The organism is Sulfurospirillum sp. HTRB-L1, from assembly GCF_059415125.1.
In genome coordinates this window covers 269,615-291,104 of the sequence record NZ_JCAHZR010000001.1, presented here as the reverse complement: position 1 = coordinate 291,104, position 21,490 = coordinate 269,615, and the positions used below count along the sequence as shown (strand labels likewise).

Genomic DNA, 21,490 nt, shown 5'->3' with positions numbered 1-21,490 from the left:
GTTGTCTAAAAGTGCCATTTTGTGTAGAATTCCGCATCACTTTCTAAGGACAGTAATGCAATCCCTTTTATTTCTCGTACTTATCATCGCGTTGTACTATTTTTTGACAAAAAACTATAAAACGGGCAATGACCAACACATTCGCCCTGGGCGTAAACAGCAACTCCAAGGCGCACTCAAAGACCATGAAGCAGGCTTATTGGTGGCGTTGATGGCAAAGGTAGCCAAGGCTGATGGTAAGGTGAGCGAACTAGAAGCGCAACTCATTAGTCTTACGCTTACGGATATTGCCAATACTTTTGAAGAGGCTACGCACATTCGCCAAGAACTCAAAGCAATTTACACCCGCGAAAAAGAAACCTTTGAAAACACCCTTGTGATTGCCAAACAGTACGTGCAACTTTCCCGGAATAATTACCCAAAACGCCTAAGACTCATGGAATATTTGCTTAACCTTGCATTTATCGACGGGGAGTTTTCTGCGGCTGAGCGGATGATTACCGAAGACATCGCCAAAGCCCTTGAGGTGCGTGCGCAAGATTTTGAACGGCTTGTGGGACGTTTTCAAGCCTTTTACGCGCAAAAACACACGCAATGCACCATGACACTAGAGCGTGCTTATGAAACCCTTGGCGCTTCAAGCAATGCTTCCTTTGAGGAGCTTAAAAAACGCTACCGTACGCTTGTGCGCGAACACCACCCTGATGTGCTCATGGGGCAAGGGGCAAAGCAAGACATCATCGACCAAGCGACTGAAAAACTACAACAGATTAATGAGGCGTATGAGCTTGTTAAAAAACACAAAGGTGCCTAGTTTTTTAAAGCACCGTTGTGTTTAAGAGAAAGTTTTTGAGGTGGTGTGGGCGCGGTAACCCTCCATGTCAAGGGTGACGTAGGAAAACCCAAGGGTTTTAAGGTACGCCACGATTTCATGGAATTGGTTGTTTTTAATCAGGTCAAGAAGCTCGTGGTCGGGTAGCTCGATGCGGGCTAAGCCTTCGTGAAACCGCACACGGATGTGTTCGTAGCCTTGGGAAATGAGGTAGATTTCCGCTTTTTCCACCATGCGCAACTCTTTTTCGCTAATGGCCTTATCGTGAGGAAAGCGGGTGAGAAGGCAAGGAAAGGAAGCCTTGCTCCACGTAGAAAGGCCCAGTTCTTTGGAAATCACGCGAATGCGAGATTTGCGAAGACCCGCATCTAAAAGAGGGGTGAGAATCCGAAGTTCTTCTAAGGCTTTGCGCCCTGGGCGGTGTTCAAAAGTGTCATCTACATTGCTTCCTTCCGCAACACACGCAAAATCACATCGTCTTGCCATGCTTAGTAACGCTTCAAATAAAACGTACTTGCACAAATAGCAACGGTTGGTGGGATTGGATTTAAGTTCAGGAAGCCAAGGAAGGGTCAAGATTTCATGGCTTGCCCCAATCTCTTTAGCGATTTTTTCGGCTTGGCGTGTTTCCCAGCTTGGTGTGTAGGGGGTGACAACACTGACACCAAGCGCGTTCTCGCCCAATGCATCGTGGGCGGCTTTGAGCAACAACGTGCTATCCACACCGCCAGAAAAGGCGACCATGAGAGAGGGGAGCTTCCCTAGGGAGTGTATAAGTTGGGTGTAGTCGTTCATGAGGACTCCATCGCTGTGGCTACAGCATCGTAGATGGTTTGAATGTTTACACCGTGTTGGTGCGCAAGGGCACGGCAAGCATCAAATTCCGCCTTAAAGCGCATAGGGGAACCTGGAGGTGTGACGCATTTGACTTCTACGGTGCCATAGGGGGTTTGCACGAGGCGTGTTTCACGCAAGAGGGCTATCTTGGTGACTTCATGGCGCCGCAGGCCGATAGAACTGGTTTCTTTAAAGATAAGGCTTGTAAGCAAGGACTCTTTTTCTAGGACACATAAAACACTCAGCATGGTGCCAAGGCGGTTTTTCTTGGTGCAAATGGGGGTGGTAAACACATCTAGCGCGCCCGCTTCGTAGCATTTTTCTTGGGCGTATGCGAGGCGTTCGGGGCTCATGTCATCGATGTTGGTTTCAAGTAAAATCTCTTTTTTCTTTTCCACCATGGGTTCGATATGCCCAAGCACAACGCGCAAAAGATTGGGAATATCCAAATCCCTCTCTCCTACCCCGTAGCCAACTTTCTCTACATGTAAAGGAGGCAAGGGAGCAAAAGAAGCAGCAAAAGAGGCGATAATGGCTGCTCCTGTGGGCGTGGCGGTTTCAAAAGGAACGCGCCCAAAGGTGACGGGAAAATGCTTAAGCAAGGCAAGGGTGGCGGGTGCTGGAACAGGTAAGGTTCCATGGGCGCAGGTAACAAACCCGCCGCCAAGTTCGATGGGTGAGGTAAACACGTGGTCCACTTCAAGGGCTTCAAGGCAAATAGCAGCACCCACGATGTCTACGATGGCATCCACCGCACCCACTTCATGGAAAGCAACCTCGTTTAGTTCTACGCCGTGAACTCCAGCTTCCGCGCGCCCAAGGGTTTCAAAAATCTTCAAGGCGCGGTTTTTGGTTTTTTGAGGTAGGGCGCTACTGCTAATAAGTGTGCAAATGTCCGTGTAGTGGCGGTGGTCATGGTGGTCATGGTGGTCATGGTGGTCATGGTGGGTGTGCTTAAGGTGGACAGTTACCTTTGTGCCACCAATACCGTGTTTGCTTCCAGGTACGATTTCTAAGCTAAATTCTTCGTGCAAGGCAAGCTTGGCAAGCTCGGTACGAAGGTGCTCAGGGCACACGCCAAGGTCAAGCATGGCGCCAAGGTGCATGTCGCCACTAATGCCACTAAAACAATCATAATACAGTACACGCATCCTCTTTCCTTGGGTTGAAGGGTTAGCCATTTTAATGGGCAGATTGTAGCGTAGAGAGTGTGACTAAAATGGGAGTTATTAATGGACTTTGTTTAAAAATGTGTAACGTTTCTCTCGCGGGTGATGGGTGGTCTAGTGGGTGTAAAGCAGGGATTCTAGCGCGTCTAGGCTTTGTGTTGCTTGGTCTTGAAGGCGAAGGGCGAGGGCATCATGGGTTTGGGTGAGGGCGTTTTGAATCTCTTTTTCAAGGGCTTCGCGGTGCAAGGCTTCGTCTACTTTCGCAAAGCCATAATCGGTTGCTATCCAAGCAGAAAGGGCAAACACGGGAGAGCAGACTGGGGCAAAAGGTCCGCAACTGAGTCCCGTACCCGCTCCTAAAAGCACAGCACCAAAGCTTGAGGCGCTTTTGGTGAGGGTTTTGCCTGCTGTTTTGATGGCCGTTTTTCCCGCAAGCGCGCCAAGGGCACTTAGGGAGAGGGCAGAAAAGCCAGCTGACAAGGAAACACGCTCAAGGCTTCTAGCGTGCAGTTTGGCAAAGGCCTTGTCAAAATCGTCCGTTTCCAACGGAGAGACAAGAACGGGTGCGGTGGGGGTGAGTTGGTACGAAGCAAGGGTGGTGGTGAGGTGGTGTTGAAATTGCGTTTCCATGGCGTGAAAGAGCGCCTGTGTTTTTTCGTGAAAATCTTGGGGAAAATGGGTGGCAAAAATCTTTTCAAAGGTGCGCTCAATCGCCCCTTCAACAGAGCCTGTACTTGCCCATGCTAGCAGCAGTGCATAATCTGTCAAGGCGGAGTAGTACCAGTTGGCAAACTCAGTGACAATCGCTTCTTGAGAAGAGGCAAACGCCTCAAGGGTGTGAGCATTGAGGGCGTCGTGAGTTTGGGTAAGCAAGGTGTGTTTGTACCTTGCAATTTCTTCGCGGATTTGAGGCAGGGCTTCAAGGGGAATGAGCATTTGCCCTTCGCCAAGGTACAAGCGCACCACCCGTGTGGGCGCAGCGACGCGACGCGTGGTTTCTTGGGCAAGGTCTTGGGAGATGGCCTTGAAAAAAGGTGCCGAGGCAGGGTGCTTGGCAAACATGCCTGCAATGTAAAACGCTCCCGTAAGGTAAGCAAGCAACACTAAGGTCAAGATGAAATAGCCGGGTTTAAGTGCCTTAGGAAGGGAGGTTGGCGGGCTAAAAACCCAAGAATACAGGTGTGTGAGTGCAAAGAAAAAGACCATGTAACCCAGAGTGCTTAGGCAAAAAAAAGCAAGCCCTATCCAAAAAGCATCCCCGTGCAATAGCGTGCCTAGTGCCCATGTTTTGATGAGGTGAAGGTAATAAGCAAGGGCGTGGATGTCTTCTAAAAGAGCGCAACGCACCAAGGGGTTATAATCCGCTTGAATAAGCACGTGGCGTAAGGACGTGGCGGGGAGAAAAGGCGTGTGCCACCAAAACAAAAGCAGGGTGTGAAACACGCTCATCACAAGGGCATTGAGCCAAAATAGCCACACCTTGGCCGTGTTTTCTCCATAGCGCAGTTCGTGGGCAAAAAGAGGCAGGGCTATCTTTTTGATGGCTAAAAAAGTGAGCATTCCCACAAGAAGTGTTAAAACGCCAAGGTTATCCAAAAGGCTTACATGTAAAAGGACAATCAGCGTTAAGATAAAAGCAAAAAAGAGGGACTTGGCGGTAAGGAGGGATTTGCCCGAGAGCCAGTGTTTTAAGAGGCTGTGTTCGTGGAAAAGCCCATCATGCAAGGCGTATTTAGAAGCGCTGCGGTACGAAAATACTTCATGCAAGAGTGCCCAGCCCACCAAAAGCCCAAAGGCCAACACTTCCCAGCACGCCATTTCTTTCCAGAATAAGACAAAGGCGGCGATGAAGAAGCAAAGGCCAAGGCGTAAAATCATGAGGGGTCGGCCCCTTTTTGTGGTTCAGCGGTTTTGGGTGGGAAAAAAAGTGCCAAGGGGCGTTTTGCCGCCTCTTTTCTTAGCAAAGAAACAAACCCCCGAAAGCTTCCAAAACGCGCCTCTCTCGCCCTTAGGGAAACCATGAGCGCGAGGGAAAAACTGACAGCAAGGTTCACAAGGCCAATCATGAGGACAAAACTTAAGGCGATGAGAAAATACCACAATGGCAAAGGCGCATGCGCCATGCAATAGCCTAAATTTGCCGTAGAAAAGGCAACGTGGCGGATGTCCAAGGGGAGGTTAAGTAAGGCGCCAATATAGGGCGTGATGCCCAAAAGAAGGCCAAAGATGAAGTTTCCCATGATGGCACCGTGGTTTTCGTGTAAAAAAGTGGAAAGCTTTTTCCGAAGAGGTGTTGAGGTGATTTTGACTAAAAGAGGGTGGTACATGTAACGGTATTTGAGGTCTAGAAAATCAGCACGGTTGTCAAAATACCCTGCGATAATCCCTGAACAAAAGAGCCAAATCCCTGCGATACCCGCAAAAAGCAATGCAGGAAAAGGATCTGCGCTGTGCAAATAATAGGCCACTTCTTCGGGTGAGAGAAAGGCGCCATAGCGCGTGACGTACCAGTACCCTGCGCCAAAAGCGACCCCAAGGGCGAGGATGACATTGCCTGCAACGGCGGCAAATTGGGAGCGACTAACGTGAAAAATGAGGTCTACGAGTTTGAGGTGGTTGGTTTTGTTGTTTTTCCCTTTTTCAACCGCTTTGGCAAAGGTGGAAGCGGTCATGGCGGGTTGTTTGGTGGCAACGGTAAAGCCAAGCAAATGGATGAGTACAAAACCAAAGCCGTAGTTGAGGCTTGCTAAGAGCGTTTCTGTGCCCGCTCCTAAACCCATTTGAGAAATATTGATTTTAAGAAGTGCCATGAAGGCGATGATTACCCCAGCACCTGCGGCACTTAAGAACATGTGGAGGTACTCTTTTTTGGTTTCGGTGATGTAGTGTTCGCCGTGCTCACTGGCGTTGTTGGTGATGCTTTTGGCAAGAATTCTGATGTTTTGGTTGCAGATTTCACGCAAGGAGTTGCGCGTGCTGTTTTTCTTAACCGCTTCTTTAAAAAGCGCCACAAGGTCGGTATAGAAAGCTTCGGAACCAAAGGATTGGGCAAGGGAGAGCACCTCTTGGGTGCGGTCGATGATTTGGCCTAGGCGTTCAAGTTCGTAGGTGAGAGAAAGGGAGATGCCTTTGTTGATGGACTTTTTCTTCAAAGAAGCCACAAGGTCGCGGCATTGTTCCAAAAGGACTTCGATGTGCTCAAAGTCTGAAGCGACAGACTCAAGGCGTATGGCATTGTCTTGAAGGGTGCGCGTGAGGCTTGAAACATCCCGTTGCAAGGCGATGAACGCGGAGTCTTTTTTAAGTAAGGAGTTATCCAGACGAATGAAGTTTTCATCAAACTCTTCGGAGGCTATCCAAATAGAGAGGATTTCAACCCCGTAGAGGATTTCGTAAAAAAGGTGTTCTTTGGTTTTGGCAACAAGGGTGTCATGGCGCAATAACGCGCCGATGAAGGCCACCCACGTTTGTGAATCGATAGCTTCAACCCACAAGTGGTCGGTTTTTTTGCGAAAAAGGGTGGCAAAGAGGTATTTAAAGTCGTTACCCTTGGGCGGGGCAGGGAGAAATTTGCTGTAAAAGCGTTTGGCAAACTCACCCCCAAAGCCGTTTTTGGAAAGAATACCCAAAGAGGCTAGGTTGGTGGAGATGCGGGATTCTAAAATCCACGTGTGAAAGGCAGTAGAAAGGGCGAGCCCAAGGCTTGGGTTGGCGGTGAGGTGGTCTACTAATTGGCGCATGGCAAAGCGGGCTTCGTCGCACTCTTCTGGTGTTTGTGGACGAACAAACTCCACAATAGCGGTGAGTTTCTCCACCGCCGAAGTTTCCTCGTTGGCGACAATAACGCGCGTACTCTCAAAATCTTTTGGCACGTCAATGTCCTTTGTGTTAATGAAATAGGTAGAAACGATTTTAGCGAAAATTGCCCTAGGTCTTACATGTAAGACCTAGTAATCGTGCGGGATGCCTTTGATGTGTAGCATAAAATGCTCTTTGTTATCCACATCATCTAGCCAACCGTAGTTGGCGTCTTGCTTGCTATCGAGGTCTTTGATGTAGGGTTTGATGTCCAAAAGGGGCGTGCCTTCGTAGACGTCAAGTCCTGAAACGTAAATTTTATTGCCAACGATGTTGAGAAGCTTGACGATACTTAATCCAATGGGGTTGGGCCGCGCGGGGGTGCGGGTAGCAAAAAGACCCAACTCTTTGTCCAAGAGCCAAGGCGGCGTAAAGCGCATTTTTGGCGCTTCTTTGAGGCGGTCGATGTAAAAAAGTACGTAAATGTAACGAAAACGCAGAAGCTCTTTTAACCCCGCTTCGTACTGGGGGAGAAGTTCAATGTAGCAGTCGCCCTCATCGCTTGCGATGGGCTGATAAGGCGCGCTGTCTTTGTAAGGGGTGTGAATGGTGCCAATGGGCTCAAATGAAAGCATCAAGGTTCCTTGTTGTGTTTTTCGCAGTTTAGCGCAAGGGACTTTAACGTTTGCAAAGTCCGTTTTCTTTACATGTAAGATGGTATGATGGCAAACAAAAATGGTTATGTTTTTTGGTTTAGGAGAAGAAAAAGTATGCAAGGGTTAATGAGCGCTGATAAAAGAGCGTTGCTAGAAAAAGGTTCTGTTGGTACGTTGTTTTTAAAATATGCGATTCCGAGTCTCGTAACGGTGATGTTTTTTGGATTTCAAAGTTTGGTGGATGGCGTTTTGGTGGGGAATTACCTCGGGCCAGACGCGCTTGGAGGCGTGAATATCATCCTTCCTTTGTTTAGTTTAATCATGGTCTTAGCTCTTGTTTTGGGCGTTGGTAGCCAAACGCTAGTGAGTTTAGGCCTTGGCGAAAACAATGAAAGAAAATCTCAAGACGCGATGACGACGGGATTTTGGGCAGTGATTGTGTCGAGTGTGGCCGCGTCGTTGGTTTTGTTTCTTTTTGGTGAGCCACTTGTGCGTCTTTTGGGTGCGGATGAGAGGTTGTTGCCTTATGCGCTCAGTTATTTACAAGGACTCATGCCCTTTGTGTTGCTAATCACCCTGTGTTTTTATTCGGATGCCATGCTAAAGTCAATGGGGTATCCAAAACTTTCCATGCTGATTATGTCTTCGGTGGTGGTGGTAAATATTGTCTTAAGTTTGTATTTTGTGGCTGTTTTGGGGTGGGGAACCTTTGGGGCGGGTGTGGCTACTGGTGTGGCGTTTGCTTTGGGGTTTTTTGTCACGGGTATTATTACCTTTGACCCAAGACGCCGTTTGTCCATGCTGAAGGGGCATTTTAATTTCCCTTTATTGCGCCACGCGTTTTACAATGGCTCGTCTGAGGGGATGTCAGAACTCGCTGCGGCGGTAAGCATCCTTGTCATCAACCTCACCGTCATCAACATGCTTGGTGCTGAGGGCGTGGCGGCGTTTACGGCGATTAATTACATCAGTTTTATGGGTATCCTTTTGTTTCTTGGTATTGCAAATGGCCTCATTCCCGTGCTAAGCTATAACTATGGCGCGTGTAATTATGCGCGGGTGAAGCAGATGTTTTGGTTTGTGGCTTTTGTCAACACGGCCATCGGTGTCGTCATTTTTATCATCTTGCAATGCTATGGCGCGCCCGTCATCCAACTCTTTTTTGACAAAAACAGTGCTTCTGGCGCCGCGACACTGGATATTGCCGTGCAAGGGATGGCGATTGTCTCTTTTGTCTTTTTGATGAATGGGCTCAATATCTTAATCATCAGTTTTTTTACCGCACTGGGCGATGCGCGCAGCTCTATCATCGTCTCCGTGTTGCGCGGGGCGGTGTTTTTGGTGGCAGGAGTGGTGCTTTTGCCCATGGTTGCTGGCGTGGATGGGATTTGGATGGCCATCCCTGCTGCGGAATTTTTGGCCTTGTGCGTGGCCCTTTGGTTGTTTTACCGCACCAAGAAAAAGCTTTTATAACAAAAACATCACGCGTATTTAAAAACTATTGCGCCCCGTGCATTACAATGGCCCCATTCTAAAATACAAAGGGGCCATGATGTTTAAAGAAAAAGCCAAAACCCTAGTCTTTACCGCGTTGGTAGCGGATGCGTACAGTTTGGGTGCCCACTGGATTTATGATGAAAAACAACTCCAAGACGCACCGCTTGATTGGGAGCATCTAAACGCTCCATTGGCCGCGTGGCACAAAGGAAAAAAGGCGGGGGATTTTACCCATTATGGTGACCAGATTGTGTGGCTTCACGCCTTTTTGGCCGACAAGACCCACTTTGACGCAGATGCTTACCGCGCCTTTTGGTTTGAAAAAATGCAACACTACACAGGCTACATCGACGGTGCGTCACGCACTACGGTGGAAAACATAAAAAACAACATCACCCCAAGCGGTTCGGCTTCCACAGACCTTTCTGTGGTGGGACGCATCACGCCGCTTTTGAGCGTTTCTTCGACGCCTGAGGCATTTTACGCCAACGTAGAGTGCTTTATTGCGCTGACGCACAACAGCCCAGAAGCCCTCATGTGTGGTGACTTTTTTGCACGACTTTTAGTGAAAGTTTTGGAAAAAACCCCTCTCCAAGAGGCGATGCTAAGCCTTCAAGAGGCCTACCCAAAAGCGTTTTGGCAGTGGGTGGAGCGGGGCATGGATTCAAAAGAACAAGAGACCTTTGCCGCCATCCGCACCTTTGGCCCTGCTTGTGGTATTGCGGAGGGGTTTAGTGGTGTGGTGCATTTGCTGTGCAAGTACGACAACCTCAAAGAGATGTTGGTGCAAAACGCAAAAGCAGGAGGCGATTCTAGCGCGAGAGGGATGATGGCTGCGGTGATTTTTGTGGCACACGACCCACAAGCGCAGTTGCCCGCGTCATGGCAAGAGATTAACGCCAAACTTTAAAAACAGACTTCTTGCCAACGTATTGTCAAATAAAATTTTAACAGGAGAAAACCATGGATTTACACCACTTTTTTGAAAACAATACAGGCACGGGCGTGCTCTCAACGGCTAGCCAAAAAGGGGAGGTAAACAGCGCCATGTTTGCGCGCCCTCGCGTGGAAAATGGCCTTGCGATGTTTGTTTGCCTAAAACGAAAAAACTTGGAAAACTTGCAGGAAAATCCCCACGCTTACTACCTTTTTAAGGCAGATGGGCAGGGGTATGAGGGCGTGCGCTTAACGCTGTTGCTCCAAGAGATACAAGAAGACGAAGCCCTTGTTAAAAAACTCCGAAGGCGCCACGTTGAGGTAAGGGAAAAAGAGTATGTTTTGGTTTTTAAAATCCTCAAAACCCTCCCGCTTGTAGGAACGGATGCCAAAGAAGATGAAGCGGAGTGCGCGGCTACGTTGCCATAACCAGTTGCAACACCATAAAAAAATGAAAGCAAGAACCCGCTAGCACAAAAAAATGCCAAATGGCGTGGTTGAGGTACAGTGTGCGCCACACATAAAAAATCACCCCCACCGTGTAGGTGACGCCCCCAGCGACCAATAATGCAAGGGTGAGGGTGTCTAGGTTGGTCACCAAGGTGTTAAACACGCCCACCACTAGCCAGCCCATGATGATGTAAAGAAGAACAAAAAGGCGCCCAAACCGTTGGGAGAAAAAGAGGTTAAGCACAACACCAAGTGCTGCAATGGCCCAGACGACGCCAAAAAGTTGCCAGCCTAGCGTGCCCTTAACGCCCAGTAAACTGATGGGTGTGTAGGTGCCTGCAATGAGAATGTAAATGGCACAATGGTCGATTTGCTGCAAGATGGATTTTGCCCTAGGCGCGCAAATAGCATGGTAAAGCGTCGAAGCGCCATACATGACCATCAGCGAAAGCCCAAAGACAATGGCACTGGCGATTTTGGCGCCATCACCACTTTGTCCCGCATAAACGCACAAGATACTCAGGGCGCTTACGCTGAGTAAAAGCCCGATTCCGTGCACCGTACTGTGCCAAATCTCTTCGCCTAATGAGTAAGAATGGGGTGTTTTGATGGTGTCTCCTTTTTAGCGTCCTTGCTGCATTTTCTCTTTACATGTAAGGAAAGTGGTCGGCAAAAACTAAGGCTTTGATGTGCTTACCTTTCTTCGATTTTATATATAATACTCCTTTAAACCATGGAGAACATTATGCTACAAAAACTTTTTTGGAACGACCCCTATGCAAGTGAAATTCAAGCGAAAATTGAATCCCTAGAGGGCGATTGTATTTACTTAGATCAAACCATTTTTTACGCATTTTCAGGCGGACAAGAGAGTGATTTTGGAACTATCGGCGGTATTGAAGTCTTAGAGGCGACAAAGGAAGGTACCAATATCCGCTACACCATGCCAAGTGGGCATGCGCTTCATGTGGGTCAAGACGTGATGGTAAAGATAGACTGGCAAAGGCGCTATAGCCTGATGCAACACCATTTTGCCGCGGAATTAATCCTAGAACTCCTCTATCAAGAGCTAGGTTCTGTGGAAAAAATCGGTGCGCATATCGCCCAAGATAAAGCTAGAATTGATTTTTTTTGGCATGAAAACATCAACACCTTGTTTCCTTTGCTTCTTCTCAAAGCAAGCGAATTAATCGAAAAAAACCTGCCCATCAAAAGTGACTACAGCGACATTGTAAATCAAAGACGCTACTGGAAAATCGACGGTTTTGCAGAGGTTCCTTGTGGTGGAACGCACCTAAAACGCACGGGAGAAGTGGGTCAACTCTCCTTAAAACGAAAGAATATTGGCAAAGGCAAAGAGCGGATTGAAATTTATTTGGTCGGAGAGGGTGGTGAAAGTTAAAAGTTTAGCCAGCACTCTTTTTGCTCTTTTTCTTTTAATTAGTTAAAATTTCTTTTGCTAAATTATTAAAGTATTCTTCCTCTTCGCTGTCATCAATATCATAGTGTGCTCGTATTGTCGTATATAGTGAATTGGTTTCTCCCTTTTTTGACAATTTAATAAAAGTGTCTAGGATATTTTCTAAACTATCGTTGCTAACTCGAAATAAACATTCAATCGCTTCTATGCTTGTAAGAATAAAATTTGTTTGTTTAAGCCCATTTGGATTAAGTGCCGTTGTCATTACATCAGAAGCATTAAAATACATCAGAAATTTATAAACTTTTTTTTCATTGTATGGATTTCTATGCTCAAAATATCTTTTAATATTTTTAGTCGATTTGTCTAAATCACGCTCAATCTTAGAAGCAGCATTTTTGGAAAAATTTTGTAGCGTTTGAATTAGGTTAAATGCGGATGTTTTGCATTCAATTATAAAGATGCTTTTTTCTGTTTCAAATATTACATCAGGCTCAGAAACTTCGTCTCTATCAATGTAGTATTTTTCTCCAATCTTTACAGATACTTTACCTTGTAATGCATGTTTTGTGATAAATTGTTCAATAATATCTTTTACATATTTTTCAATAAGAGGGCCAAGATATTTTGATTTGTAGTCTTTTTCTATTCCATTTTCGACAATATCATAATATACTCGATCTAGTCGTAAAAATTGTGTAACTGCTGTATAGGAAGAAATATAAATATTTTGCGTAATTCTATCTTTATAAAGAGGGTAAAAAAAACTAATTTTAGGTAACGTTTTATCAATCTTGCTTTGCTCATCGTAGCTTAATAAATCACTTGATGGGTCCCCATCAGCTTTACGCAAATTGAAATATTGTTTCTTGAATTCTTCCTGTGATATAGTAAGATAGTCAATAAAATAATCCACATCCTCTGAAGTAAAGCAATTATTGGGATTAATGACAAACTTTTTAAAATCGCTCACATCAATTTGAAATGTAGTCAATTTGGGCTTATTTAGATACGCAAACAGGGCGTAGAGTAACACTAAAAATTTATTTAAATCCATAGAAAAAATTGAATCTGATATCTGTTTTGTTGTGGGGCAATCTTTAAATAATTTTTTAAACCTATAGAGCCTTCTGATAGAATCATTTTCTTGTAATGCAAATTGTTCATGGCCCATAAAAAAGAATAGTCGGGAAAAAACTTCACCTTCTTTTAAATCCACCCCTTTTAGATTATTTGCATCATTGTATAAAGAACGAAAATCACCTGCTGAGAAATTTTTTCCACTTGTTGGTTTATTGCTTCCATACACTATAAATTTTTCAATAAGGTATGGGAGATATATCCTTGTTACAAGTTGTTGAAGCGGATATTCTTTATGAGCTTTAGAAAAAAAATCTATTGTGTCTTCTGCTTGAAATAATGCATGATTATCAATTCTCAATAAAAAATATTTAATTTCATCGGAATAATAAAAATGTTGTATCTTATTAATAAGTGTTTTTATGTTTCCATTTCCAGTCCCTCTTTTTACATGTGCATACTTATGGAACAGGAGTTCTTGTAAACTTTTAGTCATTTATTTTCTTTGTAAAAGAATTTATATCATAAAAAGGAAGGTGAAGCTTTTAATTTTCTAAGCCGTGCGACCTTTGATTTCTTATATCATATCTATAGGTAAATAGGATTCTAGCCAATTATTTAATGTGACACTCTCTGCACCCTTTGTAATTGCCTATGAGAAGATGATCTTTGTATTTTTCATCCAAACTTTCATCCTGTGCAAGTTTGAGAACAATCGTTAAAACAAGCTCTTGATCAGATGAAGAGAGCTTTTTATAGGCTTTTTTGAAAGAAGATGTACGAAAGATAGAGTATTTCATGACTCAAGATCGGCTTTTAATGCTTCGATGGAATCAAATGTTTTTCCTTCTCTTTTCTCTAACTCTTTGAGTGCTTTTTTCATACGTTCTGTTGGTACTTTTAGCTCAAAAGGGATGGAATACGTCATGGCAACTTGCTTGCAAAAAAGGTTAATGCCTTCACTCAAACTCATGCCATACTGTTTTAATACTTCGGAGGCAATCAATTTTGCCTCTTCGTCGATGCGAACACTGGTACTGGTTCTCATGGTGTCTCCTTTTTTATGTAATTGTACCACAAACGTAGTACAATTACAAACAATTTAACGACTCTTCTTAAGTAAAAACTCCCGCCCAACTTTGACCCTTGGCACACCACCGTAAGCAATGATGTCAGCTGTGGCGTTGGTTTCACTCCAGCGGTCTGGTAAAAATGAGCCCGTTCCGATGACGTCGATGGGGGCTTTTGCCCATGCCATACTTTGGCATTTTTGTGGGGTAAAACCTGAGGAGGCGATGATGCGCACGTTAGGAAAGCCTGCATTGTCGAGGGTTTCGCGCATGCTCCATAGCGCCGCTGCGGAAACGCCCGTGCCAATCAGGTCATGCAGTTCCGCTTCGGTGCGGTAATCACGCACCGCATCAGGCGCGTGACGCCCTAAAACAGCGTAACTTTTTTGGGTATCTAACCCTTCTAAAAAGCGCCCGCCGTGGGTGTCAAGGCGCACCGCTATCTTGCCTTCGTGGGCTAAATGGGCAAAGGCGTTGCACACTTCTAGGGTGTCGGTGATTTCACGCCCAAAATAATCTGCCAAAATGGGGATGTTCTCCTTTGGGAAGCATTCATGGAACATTTGGGCGGCTTTAAGCGTTGAGCCCGCGTAGCCGATGAGGGCGTGTGGCACGGTGCCAAGGCCTTTTTCACGTCCGAAAAAATGGGCCGTTGCATCGGTGGCGTTGCCGATAAATCCAACTGCCCCAAGTTTGCGTTGTGCCGCATGGGAGCCAACAGAAGCGCCATAAGCCATCATTTCAGCCATCTGCGTTCCTGCACAATGGCGCGCGTCCATGGCTAAAAATGCGACATGTGGAAGGATTTGACACATCTCATACGCGTTGTAAGCGGCGACGCAAGCGGAGCCTAGCTTTTGCAAAATGAGCGTTTCGAGTTCCACCAAAAGAGCGAACGAACCGCTAAGGTAAAACAAGGGCTCGCCCGCGCCAACCCATGCGCCTTCTTCGTGTAGCCTTTCAATGGTGACGCTTTTGCCATGCTGTGCCACGTGCGCTTGAACCCACTCAAGAGCCAAGCGGGTCGCGCATAGCACGGGACGGCGCAAGAAAAAAGCATACGTAACTTCCGTGTCGCCAAAGTGTTCGATGATGGCGTGGGTGTTGGAAAAGTATTTATCGGTCCAAGCGCTTACGTCGAGGGCGCTAAGGTTGTTGCTGTTTTGCATGCTGTTCCTTGTGATTTTATCTTCCCCTGTGGTCTTTTTTGCCAAGCAAGGGCGCGGGCAAAAAGGTTTTGGAGGGGCTTACATGTAAGGGGTTATTTTTTATTGCATCCGTGTTGTTTGATGTACAACAGGCCAAATTCATACATTGATTTTATGATAGGCTCACTCTTTTGCCCTGTTTGGCTTAGGGTGTATTCCACCTTGGGCGGCACTTGTGCGTAGACGGTCCGAATAATCATTTGCGAAGCTTCTAGCTCTTTGAGTTTGACTGAAATCGTCTTTTGTGTAATCTTGGGAAACGTATCGCAAATCTCTTTAAAGCGTTTAGGCCCACTTAAGAGCGTGTAGACGATAAACAGCTTCCATTTGTCGTTTAAAACGTGAAGGGTAACCTCCATGGGGCAGAAAAATTCTTCTCCATTTAGCTCGTACATGTAATATCCTTTTGTGGCGCAATTATAGCACGAAAGGCAAAAGAGAAGAAATAATCTTGTTACTAACATTTATTACACTAAGTATAGTATAAGTTTATTTAAGATAAATTTCTCGAAATTAAATCTTAAAAGGACTTAGAATGAAAAAAACGTTAGTTGTTTTGGCCCACCCTGCGATGGAAACCTCGCGCCTTAATAAAGCGCTCATTGAAGCAGTAAAAGACGAAGCGCATGTGAGCGTCCACGACATTTACGCGCATTATGGCAGCGCGAAAGAGATTGACGTGCAAAAAGAACAAGCGCTCCTTTTGGCTCATGAACGCCTCGTGTTTCAGTTTCCCCTCTACTGGTTTAGCACGCCTGGTCTTTTGAAGGATTGGCAAGATAAGGTGTTGGAGTACGGTTTTGCATACGGAGGCGAGGGAAGCAAACTTGCCAACAAAGAGTTTAAACTTGCCATCACTATAGGCTCACCCGAATACGCCTATCAAGCGGGCTCGTATGTGCAGGCTTCTTTGAGCGAACTCTTAAAACCGCTCCAAGCTACGGCGCTTTTTACTCAAATGGTCTACACTCAGCCCTTTACTGTATATCGGGCATTGAAAATCAGCGATGAAGAGTTGGCACAAAAAGCCCTAGAATATAAAGCGTTGTTGCAAGAAAAGGATTGGAGCACTTCGCTTTCAAAATACTTGCAAGGCAAGTAATCGTTGTTTTGGACTTTCTTACATGTAAAGGTTTTTACAGCTTTTTATGAGGTTGTTGTATTTGCGGGAACGTCCATATTTTACTTTCACTTTTTATTGATTTGTAATGCCCAAAAGGCATTACACCCTTTTGGGCGCATGATATGACCATTACATGACTTTTTGAATGATAAAATCTTTGAAATCAAAAATCTTAGCCTCAACTTCATGTTGAGTCAAGGAGTGTGAATGGCCAACATTTTTTTCATCTTCCAAAACGAGAGTCTCCTTTTTTTCTGTCAATGTGTATCCCGTGAAGGATAGTAGCAGTATGATGTGTAATAGCCCTAGAGAAAAAGCATCTTCAAGTGCTTTGGAATCCAATGGTGCGTGTATGCGCGCTATGGTGCAAAATCTCCCTGGATTTGCCTACTCCTATAAAAGACATCTGGATGGAAAAGAAGAGTTTTTATATGCCAGTGAAAATGTTTTAGATACCTATGGCATTGATGCTGAAACGATTCGGAGCGACTTTGCAAAATTACGAGCTTTCTTTCACCCTGATGACTTTATTATTTTTAAGGAAGCTATTGAGCACTCCGCACAAACTCTAGAGCGTTTTTATATGGAATTTCGCTACTTTCATCCCAACAAAGGACTTGTCTGGCTTGAAACCCGTTCTCAACCCACGCGCCAAAGCGATGGAAGTATCATTTGGTATGGAATCACGCTAGATATTAGTAAACGCAAACACATCGAAGAAAAATGGATTCAAAAAGAAAAAGAATTTAGAACTCTTACCGAAAACTCTCCAGACACCATTGCTAGATTTGATAAAGAGTGTCGCCGCACTTACGTGAATCCCGCTTTTGAACAACTCATTGGTCTTCCAATCAAAGACCTCTTGGGCAAAAAACCCTCCGAAACAACTCCCGTGGAAAATGCGTTTGCGTTTGAAGAACAGTTGCAAGAAGTTCTTAGAAGCGGGAAAGAACTTATAACAGAAATGCATTATACTGACACTACTGGTAAACGTGGCATGGGGCACATTCGCATTCTTCCAGAATTTGACAAAGACAATCAAATCATAAGCGTGATGTGCATCGGAAGAGACATTACTGAGCGCAAAAAAATGGAAGAAGAGCTTGTTGAAACTTCTACTCGTTTGCTCTCTTTACTCAACACTATTCCTGATTTAGTTTGGATGAAAGACATTAATGGCACATACCTTACATGTAATCATGCATTTGAAAGCTTTTTTGGCGTAAAGGCTGATGCGATTATGGGTAAAACAGATTATGATTTTATGGAGAAAGAACAAGCGGATTTCTTTCGTCAAAAGGATGTAAAAGCAATTCAAAAAGGCACTATTGACACGAACGAAGAACGCATCACGACCAAAGAGATAGGAAGGCAAGGACTTTTTGAAACTCGAAAAGCTCCTGTGTATGATAGCGATGGCAAACTGCTTGGAGTTCTTGGCATTGCCAAGGATATTACAGAACAACAAAAAGCAAAACTAGAACTTTATAATCAAGGTAATCTCCTCTCTTCTATTTTAAATAGCTCCCTTGATGTTGCTATTTTTGCATTGGATAGAGAGTATAAGTACTTGGCATTCAATCAAAACCATGAAAAAATAATGAATGCGCTATGGGGTCAAAGCATAAGTGTCGGTATGAATATATTTGAAGTTATAACATGCCAAGATGACAAGCTCAAAGCTAAAAAGCTTTTTGACAAAGCACTTACAGGAGAGCATTTTGTTGATGAAGCCAACTATGGCGAAAGTAATTTTCTACGCACCTACTGGCAAACTTTTTACGCTCCAATGTGTGATGATAACGGTAAAATCAGAGGTCTAACCTGTTTCAATCTGGATATTAGCGAGCAAAAAAAGTTACAAGAAAATCTTCTTCTTAAAGAGTTTATTCTTGATAAAATCAATGAAGCTGTGTATCTTATTGATGAAGATTCGATGTTTCGCTATGTCAACGAAAGAGCTTGTTGTGATTTAGGCTATAGCAAAGAAGAGCTCCTTACCATGGGTGTTATTCATATTGACCCCAATGTTTCAATGGCGCGATGGAGGGAAATCTGGAAAGGTGTAAAAGAATTTGGGGTGATGACTGGCGAAAATAAACGAAAAGATGGAACTCTATTCCCTGTAGAAGTAGTTTTCAGTCATTTTGAGTACAACGGCATGCCATACAATCTTGCTATTGCCCGTGACATCACTGAACGCAAAGCCCAAGAAGAAGCCATAGCACAAAGAGAGCGAGAATTTAGAGCTCTCGCCGAAAACTCTCCTGATACTATCGTGCGTTTTGACCATGAGTGCCGTCGCACCTATGTCAATCCTAGTACTATGCGTATTACTGGACTTTTAGAAGAAGAACTCTTGGGTGTAAAACCTTCCGATTTCTCACCCCTTAAAGAGAGCCTTTTATTTGAAAAAACTTTGCAAAATGTCATTCAAACAGGCAAAGAAGCAACGCTAGAGATGGAATTTGTAAGCCCTTTGGGCTACAAAGGATGGCGCCACTTGCATGTGGTTCCTGAAGTGGGGTTCAATGGTGAAATCAACAGTGTGCTTGCAATCGGTCGAGACATTAGCGAACATAAAAAAATAGAACTTCAGCTAAGAGACAACGAAACTATTCTTCAAGAAGCACAACGTATCGCCAAAATCGGTAGTTGGAAACTTGATATTGTTACCCAAGCCATCACGTGGTCTGAGGAGATGTACCGCATTTTTGAGGTAGACCCGAAAAACACAAAGTCCCGTCGTAAACTCTTTATAGAGATGATTCATCCTGAAGACATGTCGCATATTAAAGAACTTTATTATCGAGCGCAAAAAAAACATACTCCCTATGAGACAACCCATCGCATTTTGCTCAAAGATGGAACCCTTAAATACATTCATACCAAAGCCATCACGTATTATGACAAGAACCATAATCCCGCTTCAATCATGGGAACCGTGCAGGATGTGACGAAACAAAAAATGGTCGAAAAGCAAGTGGCATTTTTGGCACACCATGATGCACTCACCGAACTGCCCAATCGGATGCTAGCCCAAAGCAGATGTGAACAGTCCATCGCTTACGCCAAACGCAATGGTTTTAAAGTTGCTCTTTTGTTTATAGACCTTGATGGGTTTAAAACCATTAACGACTCTTTGGGGCATGCCCTTGGTGATGGGATGCTAAAAATGGTTGCAAATCGGCTTAAAAAGTACATTCGCCAAACCGATACCCTAAGCCGCCAAGGAGGCGATGAGTTTTTAATGATGCTTACTGATGTGCGTGATGTGGGCGATGTCTCTGCTGTGGCGCAAAAACTTTTAAGAGAAATTGAAGAGCCCTTTCAACTTGATGGACATAGTATTTCATCTTCTCTTTCAATAGGAATTGCCTTATATCCAGATGATGGACAGCATTTTGAAGCACTATTACAGCGTGCTGATACGGCGATGTATAAAGCCAAAGAAGCAGGGCGCAATACGTACTGTTTCTTTACGGAAGCGATGAAGCAGGAAATCTTTGAGCACCTGCACATTCAAAACGATTTGAAACAAGCCCTTGTGCATAAACAGTTTGTGTTGCACTATCAGCCGCAGATTGATCTTGAAACGAACACCATTAGTGGAGCAGAAGCATTGTTGCGATGGAATCATCCTAGAAATGGACTTGTTCCGCCTATGAAATTTATCCCCATCGCTGAATCTACAGGGCTTATTTTGGAGATTGGGGAGTGGGTTATTTACGAAGCATGTCACCAAGCCGCTAGATGGCACGACCTAGGCATAAACATCACCATGGCAGTCAATATCTCAGCGGTGCAATTTAAACGTGGAAATCTGGAGTATACCATTAAAAAAGCTCTTGAAAGTTCGGCTCTCAACCCACAATACTTGGAATTAGAACTCACTGAATCCATTTTGATTCATGACACCGAAAATGTTCTTCAAGCAATCAAAAGGCTTAAAAATTTAGGTATTAAGCTCTCTATTGACGATTTTGGTACGGGGTATTCAAGTCTTTCCTACCTTAAACGCTTTGCGGTTGATAAACTCAAGATTGACCAATCCTTTGTGCGAGACATACTTAAAGACCAAGAAGACAATGTCATCGTCAAAGCCATCATCCAAATGGCAAAAAACTTGGGCCTTAGAACCATCGCCGAAGGGGTTGAGGACCAAGATGTTATTAGTCTTGTGCGGCACTACGGCTGTGACGAAGTGCAGGGTTTTTACTTTGCTAAACCCATGCCGCACGATGAATTTTTAGCCTATTGCAGAAAATAAGGATGTACGGTAGCATGTCAAAAAAGGATGTGTGTAGGCCTTGGGGAGAGCTGAGAGGAACTCTTTTTCATGTAGATTTCTTTCATCTTAATGATGCAAACAAAAGGAGAAAAAGTGAAAGTACGTGGTGTTGTTGCGGTGTTGATTCTCGCGAGTTTTGTCCATGCACAAGAGGGCGATGAGGTTTTTGCTTTGGTGAAAGAGCAATTAATCCTCGCTGAGAAAAATCTTAGAGCCATGCAAAAATGTCTCCAAAATGCAAACACGCTCACCCAAGCAAATGGTTGCGAGGGCGTATTTGCACAAGTGAGCGGTGGCGAACCAGAACTGTTCACCCACTGGAATGAGGCACTGAAAGATGAGGCACTCAAAGATTTGAATTATTATCTTGACACGGTCGTTCCGTGTGTTAAAAAAGCAAAAACTATGGAAGAGCTTTCAATTTGTGCGCCAGATGAAAATTAACCCCTAGGCAAAAGCCTTACATGTAAGGAAACCTTGGCAAGGGGTTGGACACAGATTTTAAAAAGAGGCAAAAGCAGGCAATTGCATTACCCCTTTTTGGTTAGTATTTTATTCCTACTTTGTCGTACAAATCATTTCTTTGTAGCCTGATTTGTATCTCTTTTAAGATTTCTTTGTGCATTTTTGGATCAAGTTCAGGTGCTTCTTTCCACTTGGGATTTGCACCTGAATGGTTGGCCATAAACGCTACGGCACTGATGAATTCATTGAGGGTGATTTTTGGGTCTCCACCATGTCTTGGCATTTTTCGTGTGCCAATCCAACCATGCGCACTGGGAAATTGTTGACCTTCTTCTATAAGTTCCGCCCAATCTTTTTCATTGCCAAGGACAAGAGTCTCTGGAATGTTTTTATTGGAATGGCATACAGAGCAAGACTGCGTGTATGTTGTCTCCCCGTCTCTCTCTATGCTTGTATTGGCAGCAAAAGCACTGACTGACACCAAAGCCACTAATGCCACGCCTGCTAAACTTTGCTTTAACATGATTGCTCCTTCTGTAGATAATATTAAGTCTGCCTTAGAATGTTACTATTTTGTTTCTTAATGATGCTTGCAGGGTTTAGTAGTGTTTTATAATTTAAGATAATAATAAGTAAAATCCTTAGTATTTTCTTAATG

The 21,490-nt window shown here is 44.5% G+C and carries 20 protein-coding genes; 8 read left to right on the top strand and 12 right to left on the bottom strand.

All coding sequences use genetic code 11. The features are described from left to right. The first annotated feature begins 55 nt into the window (after positions 1-55). Positions 56-814, top strand: coding sequence for a TerB family tellurite resistance protein (locus AC5SLM_RS01385; RefSeq protein ID WP_495249133.1), 759 nt, complete (start codon positions 56-58; stop codon positions 812-814). A gap of 21 nt (positions 815-835) precedes the next feature. Here the strand turns inward: AC5SLM_RS01385 and larE are convergent, their stop codons facing one another. The 5 genes from larE to tsaA all read right to left on the bottom strand — a co-directional run bounded on the left by larE (position 836) and on the right by tsaA (position 7,271). Further along, on the bottom strand, positions 836-1,627 hold the full coding sequence (gene larE, locus AC5SLM_RS01380) for an ATP-dependent sacrificial sulfur transferase LarE (protein WP_495249132.1): 792 nt from the start codon (positions 1,625-1,627) through the stop codon (positions 836-838). Then, positions 1,624-2,820: a nickel pincer cofactor biosynthesis protein LarC gene (larC, locus tag AC5SLM_RS01375; RefSeq protein WP_495249131.1), complete on the bottom strand. Its 1,197-nt coding sequence runs from the start codon at positions 2,818-2,820 to the stop codon at positions 1,624-1,626. The genes larE and larC overlap by 4 nt, the downstream gene beginning before the upstream one ends. Before the next feature lie 132 nt (positions 2,821-2,952). Continuing rightward, positions 2,953-4,716: a hypothetical protein gene (locus tag AC5SLM_RS01370; protein ID WP_495249130.1), complete on the bottom strand. Its 1,764-nt coding sequence runs from the start codon at positions 4,714-4,716 to the stop codon at positions 2,953-2,955. Further along, positions 4,713-6,710 carry a site-specific recombinase gene (locus AC5SLM_RS01365; RefSeq protein WP_495249129.1) on the bottom strand — a complete coding sequence of 666 codons (1,998 nt, stop codon included), beginning with the start codon at positions 6,708-6,710 and terminating at the stop codon, positions 4,713-4,715. The genes AC5SLM_RS01370 and AC5SLM_RS01365 overlap by 4 nt, the downstream gene beginning before the upstream one ends. A 75-nt stretch (positions 6,711-6,785) precedes the next feature. After that, the gene (tsaA, locus tag AC5SLM_RS01360) at positions 6,786-7,271 is read right to left on the bottom strand and encodes a tRNA (N6-threonylcarbamoyladenosine(37)-N6)-methyltransferase TrmO (RefSeq protein WP_495249128.1); all 486 of its coding nucleotides are present in this window, start codon (positions 7,269-7,271) and stop codon (positions 6,786-6,788) included. A 147-nt stretch (positions 7,272-7,418) separates the two neighbouring features. Here tsaA and AC5SLM_RS01355 point away from each other — a divergent pair, with 147 nt between their 5' ends. The 3 genes from AC5SLM_RS01355 (at position 7,419) to AC5SLM_RS01345 (ending at position 10,154) form a co-directional block, all read left to right on the top strand. Then, complete coding sequence (locus AC5SLM_RS01355) at positions 7,419-8,765, top strand: MATE family efflux transporter (RefSeq protein ID WP_495249127.1); 1,347 nt, start codon at positions 7,419-7,421, stop codon at positions 8,763-8,765. 79 nt (positions 8,766-8,844) lie between these two features. Further along, positions 8,845-9,699, top strand: a complete 855-nt coding sequence (locus AC5SLM_RS01350; RefSeq protein WP_495249126.1) for an ADP-ribosylglycohydrolase family protein — start codon at positions 8,845-8,847, stop codon at positions 9,697-9,699. A 53-nt stretch (positions 9,700-9,752) separates the two neighbouring features. After that, on the top strand, positions 9,753-10,154 hold the full coding sequence (locus AC5SLM_RS01345) for a hypothetical protein (protein ID WP_495249125.1): 402 nt from the start codon (positions 9,753-9,755) through the stop codon (positions 10,152-10,154). On the opposite strand, the gene trhA is transcribed toward AC5SLM_RS01345, so the two are convergent. Beyond that, positions 10,141-10,749: a PAQR family membrane homeostasis protein TrhA gene (gene trhA / locus AC5SLM_RS01340; protein WP_495249391.1), complete on the bottom strand. Its 609-nt coding sequence runs from the start codon at positions 10,747-10,749 to the stop codon at positions 10,141-10,143. The two genes, AC5SLM_RS01345 and trhA, sit on opposite strands and share 14 nt — an antisense overlap. A gap of 171 nt (positions 10,750-10,920) precedes the next feature. Here trhA and AC5SLM_RS01335 point away from each other — a divergent pair, with 171 nt between their 5' ends. After that, the gene (locus AC5SLM_RS01335; protein ID WP_495249124.1) at positions 10,921-11,577 is read left to right on the top strand and encodes an alanine--tRNA ligase-related protein; all 657 of its coding nucleotides are present in this window, start codon (positions 10,921-10,923) and stop codon (positions 11,575-11,577) included. Positions 11,578-11,611: 34 nt separating this feature from the next. Here AC5SLM_RS01335 and AC5SLM_RS01330 read toward each other — a convergent pair whose 3' ends face one another. The 5 genes from AC5SLM_RS01330 to AC5SLM_RS01310 form a co-directional block, all read right to left on the bottom strand. Next, a complete protein-coding gene (locus AC5SLM_RS01330) occupies positions 11,612-13,171 on the bottom strand; it encodes a hypothetical protein (protein WP_495249123.1) in 1,560 nt (519 codons plus the stop codon). A 118-nt stretch (positions 13,172-13,289) separates the two neighbouring features. Continuing rightward, positions 13,290-13,475: a type II toxin-antitoxin system YafQ family toxin gene (locus AC5SLM_RS01325; protein ID WP_495249122.1), complete on the bottom strand. Its 186-nt coding sequence runs from the start codon at positions 13,473-13,475 to the stop codon at positions 13,290-13,292. Continuing rightward, the gene (locus AC5SLM_RS01320; protein WP_495249121.1) at positions 13,472-13,723 is read right to left on the bottom strand and encodes a type II toxin-antitoxin system RelB/DinJ family antitoxin; all 252 of its coding nucleotides are present in this window, start codon (positions 13,721-13,723) and stop codon (positions 13,472-13,474) included. Before AC5SLM_RS01320 ends, AC5SLM_RS01325 begins: the two co-directional genes overlap by 4 nt. A 54-nt stretch (positions 13,724-13,777) precedes the next feature. Next, positions 13,778-14,914, bottom strand: a complete 1,137-nt coding sequence (locus tag AC5SLM_RS01315; RefSeq protein WP_495249120.1) for a nicotinate phosphoribosyltransferase — start codon at positions 14,912-14,914, stop codon at positions 13,778-13,780. Between the two features lie 92 nt (positions 14,915-15,006). Further along, positions 15,007-15,348 carry a winged helix-turn-helix transcriptional regulator gene (locus AC5SLM_RS01310; RefSeq protein WP_495249119.1) on the bottom strand — a complete coding sequence of 114 codons (342 nt, stop codon included), beginning with the start codon at positions 15,346-15,348 and terminating at the stop codon, positions 15,007-15,009. Positions 15,349-15,488: 140 nt separating this feature from the next. On the opposite strand from AC5SLM_RS01310, the gene AC5SLM_RS01305 reads away from it, so the two are divergent. The 3 genes from AC5SLM_RS01305 (at position 15,489) to AC5SLM_RS01295 (ending at position 20,811) form a co-directional block, all read left to right on the top strand. After that, positions 15,489-16,055, top strand: a complete 567-nt coding sequence (locus AC5SLM_RS01305) for an NAD(P)H-dependent oxidoreductase (protein WP_495249118.1) — start codon at positions 15,489-15,491, stop codon at positions 16,053-16,055. A 310-nt stretch (positions 16,056-16,365) separates the two neighbouring features. Further along, a complete protein-coding gene (locus tag AC5SLM_RS01300; RefSeq protein WP_495249117.1) occupies positions 16,366-20,346 on the top strand; it encodes a PAS domain S-box protein in 3,981 nt (1,326 codons plus the stop codon). 114 nt (positions 20,347-20,460) lie between these two features. Continuing rightward, entirely contained in the window at positions 20,461-20,811 is a 351-nt protein-coding gene (locus AC5SLM_RS01295) for a hypothetical protein (RefSeq protein ID WP_495249116.1), read from the top strand. Between the two features lie 100 nt (positions 20,812-20,911). Here AC5SLM_RS01295 and AC5SLM_RS01290 read toward each other — a convergent pair whose 3' ends face one another. After that, on the bottom strand, positions 20,912-21,355 hold the full coding sequence (locus AC5SLM_RS01290) for a c-type cytochrome (protein WP_495249115.1): 444 nt from the start codon (positions 21,353-21,355) through the stop codon (positions 20,912-20,914). Positions 21,356-21,490: the final 135 nt, after the last annotated feature.